Origin of the sequence: Mesorhizobium sp. M4B.F.Ca.ET.017.02.2.1 (assembly GCF_003998955.1) — a bacterium.
Taxonomy (GTDB): domain Bacteria; phylum Pseudomonadota; class Alphaproteobacteria; order Rhizobiales; family Rhizobiaceae; genus Mesorhizobium; species Mesorhizobium abyssinicae.
This window is the reverse complement of the sequence record NZ_RZOF01000347.1, coordinates 1-6,603: the sequence shown is the minus strand read 5'-3', so window position 1 is coordinate 6,603 and position 6,603 is coordinate 1. Positions and strand designations below refer to the sequence as shown.

4 protein-coding genes and 1 pseudogene are annotated in these 6,603 nt (G+C 65.6%); 2 read left to right on the top strand and 3 right to left on the bottom strand.

What is annotated here, in order from left to right; genetic code table 11:
* Positions 1-1,770 (bottom strand): aminopeptidase N (gene pepN, locus EN738_RS28620; protein WP_127286588.1); only part of this gene is annotated, 1,770 nt, incomplete at its 3' end.
* A gap of 156 nt (positions 1,771-1,926) precedes the next feature.
* On the opposite strand from pepN, the gene EN738_RS28615 reads away from it, so the two are divergent.
* Positions 1,927-4,233 (top strand): xanthine dehydrogenase family protein molybdopterin-binding subunit, encoded by a 2,307-nt coding sequence (locus EN738_RS28615; RefSeq protein WP_127286587.1) that lies wholly within the window; start codon positions 1,927-1,929, stop codon positions 4,231-4,233.
* Positions 4,230-5,201 carry a DMT family transporter gene (locus EN738_RS28610; RefSeq protein ID WP_127286586.1) on the top strand — a complete coding sequence of 324 codons (972 nt, stop codon included), beginning with the start codon at positions 4,230-4,232 and terminating at the stop codon, positions 5,199-5,201. The genes EN738_RS28615 and EN738_RS28610 overlap by 4 nt, the downstream gene beginning before the upstream one ends.
* On the opposite strand, the gene EN738_RS28605 is transcribed toward EN738_RS28610, so the two are convergent.
* Positions 5,202-6,005 (bottom strand): helix-turn-helix transcriptional regulator, encoded by an 804-nt coding sequence (locus tag EN738_RS28605; RefSeq protein ID WP_127286585.1) that lies wholly within the window; start codon positions 6,003-6,005, stop codon positions 5,202-5,204.
* Between the two features lie 96 nt (positions 6,006-6,101).
* A pseudogene (locus tag EN738_RS28600) lies at positions 6,102-6,479 on the bottom strand (uracil-DNA glycosylase); the annotation flags it as partial.
* Between the last annotated feature and the right edge of the window lie 124 nt (positions 6,480-6,603).

The following is a 6,603-nucleotide window of genomic DNA, read 5'->3' as shown; positions in this document are numbered from 1 at the left end:
GCGGAAGGCTGCGATCAGCGCATCGGTGAGCAGCGTGTTGAAGGCCTGCCAGCGCGAGAAACTGTCGCTATCATGGCCGGCAAGGAAGAACTGGTCGTCGGTCTTCTGCTCGACCGACAGCGTGACCGGTGCCGAGAAGCCGCGGTTGAGCGACACCGCCGGGCGCTCGGCGACGCCGGTGAAGCGCACGACATGCCGGCGCTTGCGGATGTGGATGACGCCGTCCTCGACGGTGGCGCCCTCGACGTCATCGTAAGAGACGGGCTTGCCGCCGGCACCGACCAGACCGAAGCCGAGCGGAATGTGCATCAGCCGCTTGCGGCTCTCCGACGGCGTCGGCGGCACCGACTGTTCGATCTCCAGCGTGAACTCCTTTGCCCGTGCGTTGTGCGAGGAACTGACGGTCAGGTTCGGCGTGCCCGCCTGATGGTACCAGAGCGCGAATTGCGACAGGTCGCGCCCCGAGGCGTCCTCGAACACTTTCAGGAAATCCTCGATGGTCGCCGCCTCTCCGTCATGGCGCTCGAAATAGAGGTCCATGCCGGCGCGGAACGCTTCGGCGCCGAGGATGGTGCGGATCATGCGCACCACTTCCGAACCCTTCTCGTAGACGGTCGCCGTATAGAAGTTGTTGATCTCGCGGTAGCGGCGCGGCCTGACCGGATGCGCCAGCGGCCCCTGGTCCTCGGGGAACTGGTGGGCGCGCAGCGTGCGCACCTCGGCGATGCGCTTGACCGCCCGCGAGCGCTGGTCGGCGGAGAATTCGTGGTCGCGGTAAACGGTCAGCCCTTCCTTCAGGCAGAGCTGGAACCAGTCGCGGCAAGTGATTCTGTTGCCAGTCCAATTGTGGAAATACTCATGCGCGATGATCGCCTCGATATTGGCGAAGTCGGCATCGGTCGCGGTCTCCTCGTCGGCCAGCACATACTTGTCGTTGAAGATGTTGAGGCCCTTGTTCTCCATCGCGCCCATGTTGAAGTCGGAGACGGCGACGATGTTGAAGACGTCGAGGTCGTATTCGCGGCCGAAGGCTTCCTCGTCCCATTTCATCGAGCGCTTCAGCGCATCCATCGCATAGCCGGCGAGCCGCTCCTTGCCCGGCTCGACATAGATGCCGAGCTCGACCGTGCGGCCGGACAGCGTGGTGAAGCTGTCGGCGACCTTGCCGAGCGCGCCGGCCACCAGCGCGAACAGATAGGAGGGCTTGGGGAAGGGGTCGTGCCAGACCGCATAGTGCCAGCCATCGGCGAGCGCGCCGCTGTCGACAGGATTGCCGTTGGAGAGCAGCAGCGGCGCTTCGTTGTGCGGGGCCTCGATGCGCACCGTGTAGACCGAGAGGATGTCAGGCCGGTCGAGGAAATAGGTGATGCGCCGAAAACCCTCGGCTTCGCATTGCGTGCAATAGACGTTGCTGGAGCGATAGAGTCCCATCAGCGCTTCGTTGCGCGCCGGCGCGATTTCGGTTTCCAGCACCAGCTCGAAGCGGAAGGCGGCCGGCGGCTTCAGGACGGCGAGTTCGTCCGGCGTCGCCGCGTAGTCCTCCGGCTGGAGGTCACGGCCGTCAATGGCAATGCCGAGCAGCGTCAGCCTGTCGCCGTCGAGCACCAGCGGCGCCGTTGCGGCAACGCCTTCGCGCCGCTCGATGGTGAGCGTGGCGATGACGCGGGTGGCCTCGGGGGAAAGGCGGAAAACGAGGCTGGTCTGCAAAATGAGATAGTCGCTGGGGCGATAGTCTTCGAGCTTGAAGACATGGCCGGTATCGGTGCGCATTCCCAAGGGTTTTCCTGTCTGTTCCCGGCGCGGCAAACGGGCCCGCTGGTCCAAAAAATTCGAGGTTCGCGCTCTTTACACGAAACGGTCACTCGACAAAACTGCGCCTATGCCTATTTCAGGCATCCATCCCCCCACCGTCATCGCGAGGCATCCATGACCGTCGTCGCACCGAAATTCGGCATGGGCGCCTCCGTGTTGCGTCGCGAAGACCAGGCCTTCCTCAAGGGCGAGGGCCGCTATACCGATGACATCAAGCCGGCCGGCCTGCTGCATGGCTATGTGCTGCGCTCGCCTGTCGCCAAGGCGGGCTTCACCATCACATCCACCGAAGCGGCGTCAGCGGCGCCGGGCGTGCATCTTGTGCTGACCGGCAAGGACATCGCCCATCTCGGCAAGCTCAAATCTGGCGTCATGCAGCGCCAGCCCGACGGCACCAGGGCGCCGACCCGCGACATCCCGATCCTGTGCGGCGACAGGGTCAACTATGTCGGCGATGCGGTGGCTTTCGTCGTCGCCGACAGCCGCGCGCTGGCGCAGGACGCGGCCGAGCTGATCGAGGTCGACTATGACAGCGAGGATGCCGCTTCCGGCACCGCCACGGCGCTGGATGAAGGCACGCCGCTGGTCTGGCCAGAACTCGGCTCCAACCGCGCCTTCAACTACCATATTGGTGACAACCAGAAGACCGCGGCTGCCTTCGCCAGGGCCGCCCACATCACCCGCATCGAATTCATCAACAACCGGCTGGTCTGCAACTACATGGAGCCGCGTTCGGCGATCGGCGAATGGAACGTGGCCGAGAGCCGCTTCGTGCTGACCACCGGGTCGCAGGGCGTGCATTCGATGCAGTACATCATCGCCGACCTGTTCAAGATCAAGAAGAGCGAGCTGCGCATCATCACGCCGGACGTCGGCGGCGGCTTCGGCCCGAAGGCCTTCGTCTATCGCGAGTATCCGCTGGTGCTGGAGGCCGCCAAACGGCTCGGACGGCCGGTCAAATGGGCCGGCGATCGCACCGAGCATTTCCTCACCGACGCCCAGGGGCGCGACAATGTCGTCAAGGCCGAGATGGCGCTCGACAAGGGCGGCCGCTTCCTCGGCATGAAGGTCGAGCTGCTGGCCAATATCGGCGCTTATGTTTCGCAATATGGTCCGTTCATCCCCTATGTCGGAGTCACCATGTCGACAGGCGTCTACGACATAGGGGCGATCGACGTCTCGGTGACCGGCCTCTACACCAACACCTGTCCGGTCGATGCCTATCGCGGCGCCGGCCGCCCGGAAGCGGCGCTGCTGCTGGAGAAGCTGGTCGATGCCTGCGCGCATGATCTGGGCTTGCCGGTCGAGGAGATCCGCCGCCGCAATTTCATCCGCCCCGAGCAGTTCCCATATCGCACCCAGACCGGCCGCCTCTACGACACCGGCGAGTTCGCCGGCCACATGGACCGCGCCATCGAGCGGGCGGAGTGGAAGGCGTTTCCGCAGCGGCTCGAACGGTCGAAGGCGGCGGGAAAGATCCGCGGCATCGGCATGGCGACCTATATCGAGGCCTGCGCCTTCCCGGGCTCCGAGCCGGCTTTTGTCGAGCTCAACGGCGATGGCACGGTGACGCTGAAGATCGGCACGCAGACCAACGGACAGGGCCATGCCACCGCCTATGCGCAGTTCCTGTCGGACAAGCTCGACCTGCCGATCGACCGCATTCAGGTCCGCCAGGGCGACACCGACGATCTGAAGGCTGGCGGCGGCACCGGCGGCTCGCGCTCGATCCCGCTCGGCGGTGTTTCGGCCTCCCGCGCTGGCGAGGATCTGGCGAACAAGATCAGGCGCATCGCAGCCGACGAGCTCGAAGCCTCGGCCAGTGATATCGAACTGTCCGGTGGCGTCGCCCGCATCGTCGGCACCGATCGCGCGATCGATTTCGCCGGCGTCGCCAGGGCGGCGAAAACCCCGGACGACCTCAAGGGCTTTGGCGAATTTGTCCAGGACGAGTGCACCTATCCCAACGGCACCCATATCTGCGAGGTCGAGATCGATCCCGACACCGGCGCCACCGAGATCCTGCGCTACACCATCGTCGACGATTTCGGCGTCACCGTGAATCCGATCCTGCTTGCCGGCCAGGTGCATGGCGGCGTCGTCCAGGGCATCGGCCAGGCCCTGACCGAGAACACCGTCTATAGCGAGGACGGCCAACTCCTGACGGCAAGCTTCATGGATTATGCCATGCCGCGCGCCGACAATTTCCCGTTCTTCCACTTCGAGACCCGCAACGTGCCTTCGACCACCAATGCGCTGGGCATCAAGGGGGCAGGAGAGGCCGGCACGATCGGCGCCACGCCGGCGGCGCTCAATGCGGTGACCGACGCGCTCTGGCGCGCCCACGGCATCAGGCATATCGAGATGCCGGCCACGCCGGCGCGCATCTGGGCGGCGATCCGGGACGCATCGCCAAGGTGAGCGGCGGGGCGGAGCCGGAAGGCGACGGCGGACACGCCGGCCACCACAGCACGCTGCGGGGCATCGCGCTGAAGATCGTCTCGGTGGTGGTCTTTGTCGGCATGCAGACCTGCATCAAGGCGGCCGGCGATGTGCCCGCCGGGCAGATCGTTTTCTTCCGCTCCTTCTTCGCCATCTTCCCGATCATCGCCTTCCTGGCGTCCAGGGGGCATCTGGCCACGGCATTCGCCACGAAACGGCCGTTCAACCACGTCGCGCGCGGCCTTGTCGGCGTCGGCGCCATGGGGCTCGGCTTCTTCGCGCTGACCAGGCTGCCGCTGCCCGAAGCGATCACGCTGAACTACGCGCAGCCGCTGCTGGTGGTGGTGTTCTCCTCGATCTTCCTCGGCGAGGCGATCCGCGTCTACCGCTGGAGCGCGGTCGCTGTCGGCCTGGTCGGCGTCCTGATCATCTCCTGGCCGGAGCTGACGCTGCTGCGCTCGGGCGCGGCGCTCGATGACCAGGAGTTGCTGGGCGTCATCGCCGCCTTCGCCGCCGCCGCGATCTCCGCCGTGGCCATGCTTCTGGTGCGCAACCTCGTCCAGACCGAGAAGACGGCGACGATCGTGCTTTGGTTCTCGGTGACGGCGAGCGTCATGGCGCTGTTTTCGGTGCCCTTCGGCTGGCAGGCGTTGACGCCGACGCAGGCCGCCCTTCTGGTTGTCGCCGGCTTTTGCGGCGGGCTCGGCCAGATCCTGATGACTTCGGCCTACCGTCACGCCGAGGCCTCGGTCGTGGCGCCCTTCGAATACACCTCGATGATCCTCGGCGTCGTCGTCGGCTATCTTGTGTTCGGCGATGTGGCATCGCTCAACACGCTGGCCGGCGGTCTGATCGTGGTGGCGGCCGGCATCTTCATCATCTGGCGCGAACGCCAGCTTGGGCTTGAACGCACGCGAACGAGAAGGGCGACGCCGCCGCAGGGGTGATCAAGACCGCTCGGCCCGCTCCTTCGCCAGCCGCACCAACGTCGACCGCGTCTGCTCGTCCGCCGGGAAAAAGGATTCGATCGCCAATTCCGACAGCGTGACATCGAGCGGCGTGCCGAAGACGGTGATCGTGCTGATGAAGGACAGCACCTGATCGCCATGCGCCAGCCGGAGCGGATGCACGATACCGCTCGGCTCGACCGGGGCCGGCCGTGCGCTCTTCAGCCCGGACGGATAGGCCCGCAATTCCCGTTCCAGCTCGATCAGCACCGGGTCGCCGATGGCGTGCTTCAGCCGTTCGAGCAGATGTGCCCGCCATTCGGCGAGGTTGACGATGCGCGGCGCAACGCCGCCCGGATGCAGGCTGAGCCGCAACACATTGACCGGCGGCGCAAGCAGCGACGGCTCGGAAACATCGGCGAGGAATGGGGCGATTGCCGCATTGGCCGAGACGAGGTTCCAGTGGCGGTCCACGGCCAGCGCCGGGAACGGCTCGTGGCCCCGGAGCACCGTCTCCACTGCCGCCATTGCGGGCGCGAGCGCAGCATCGGAGAGCTGCTTCTCGCTGAAGCTTGGCGCGAAGCCCGCCGCCAAGAGCAGTTGGTTGCGCTGCCGGAGCGGGATTGAAAGCTGCTCGGCAAGGTGCAGCACCATTTCGCGCGAGGGCTGGGCGCGGCCGCTTTCGACGAAGGACAGATGCCGCTGCGAGATATCGGCCTCCATGGCAAGGTCGAGCTGGCTCATGCGTCGGCGCGCGCGCCACTCGCGGATGAGGCTGCCGGCAGAGATTTCGGATGTGGTCATAGGGGAAGGACTAAGGCGGGGAGGGGAGTAATTCAATTACCTGGGAGGTTATGGCGCTGCTTTCCCGTCTTCCCCTGTGGGAGAAGGGAGCGCGCTTCACCCCAACGCCCGCAGCTTCGCCTTCACCTCGAGAAAATCCCGCCAGGCCAGCTTCTTGTGCGCCGGCGTCCGCAAGAGATAGGCCGGATGCAATGTCGGCATCGCCGGAATGATGGTGCCGGACGCCGTCGTATGCGTGCGCCAGTTGCCGCGCAGCCTCAAGATTCCCTCGGTGGTGTTGAGCAGGGTCTTGGCCGAGGGGCCGCCGAGATTGACCAGCACTTTCGGATTGACCAGCTCGATCTGCCTTTCGATGAACGGGCGGCAAATCTCGGTTTCGTGCGGCGTCGGCGTCCGGTTGCCCGGCGGCCGCCAGGGGATGACGTTGGCGATGTAGGCCGAATTCCGGTCGAGGCCGATGGCCGCCAGCATGCGGCGAGGCCGGCCGGACCCGCGCCGACGATCACCACGTCGAATTCCATGCTCTCGCGTTCGATATCGCTCATCGACCCCTCACTGGCTTGCCGCGCTTTCCCGCATTGTGCTGGCTCATGCGCTG